1 protein-coding gene is annotated in these 529 nt (G+C 42.9%); it reads right to left on the bottom strand.

Annotated elements, in window-relative coordinates; translation table 11 throughout:
* Positions 1 to 529: IS256 family transposase (locus tag ACFPZG_RS18685; protein WP_381428376.1), on the bottom strand; the 529-nt coding region annotated here is incomplete at both ends.

Below are 529 nucleotides of genomic sequence, written 5' to 3'. Positions count from 1 at the left end.
CCCTCATCGAGTATTCCCAATGCCTTTTGGTACTTTGAATTGCCTTCGTACTTTTCAAAGAAAAGCTCTTTCAGATTCCTTAAAGTATCCATATCTTCTGCGGCAAATATGCTTTTTAGAAGGCTAATCGCCTCCTGGTTGTCCTTCTTTGGAAAGGCGTCGACAATATTGCGTTTGAAATGAACATTGCATCGCTGCCAAGAAGTACCGACGAAATCTTGTTGAATCGCCTTTTTAAGACCTTCGTGGGCATCGGAGACGACCAGTTTAGGTGATTGAAGACCTCTTGAAATAAGGTGTTGGAAAAAAGCAGACCAACTCTTGAAACTTTCATTATGATCCACTTTCAAACCAAGAATTTCTCGGCGACCCTCTTTGTCAACTCCAAGGGCGAGGTAGACAGCTTTGGAAACTACACGGTTGTGCTCCCTGACTTTGATGTACATGGCATCCACAAACAAATAAGGAAAGTAGGTTGTATTTAAAGGTCGGTTTGCCCATTCGTTGACGACAGGATCTAATTTCGCCG

Source organism: Sporosarcina thermotolerans (assembly GCF_042658975.1).
GTDB lineage: Bacteria > Bacillota > Bacilli > Bacillales_A > Planococcaceae > Sporosarcina > Sporosarcina thermotolerans.
This window is presented reverse-complemented; position numbering and strand designations above follow the sequence as displayed.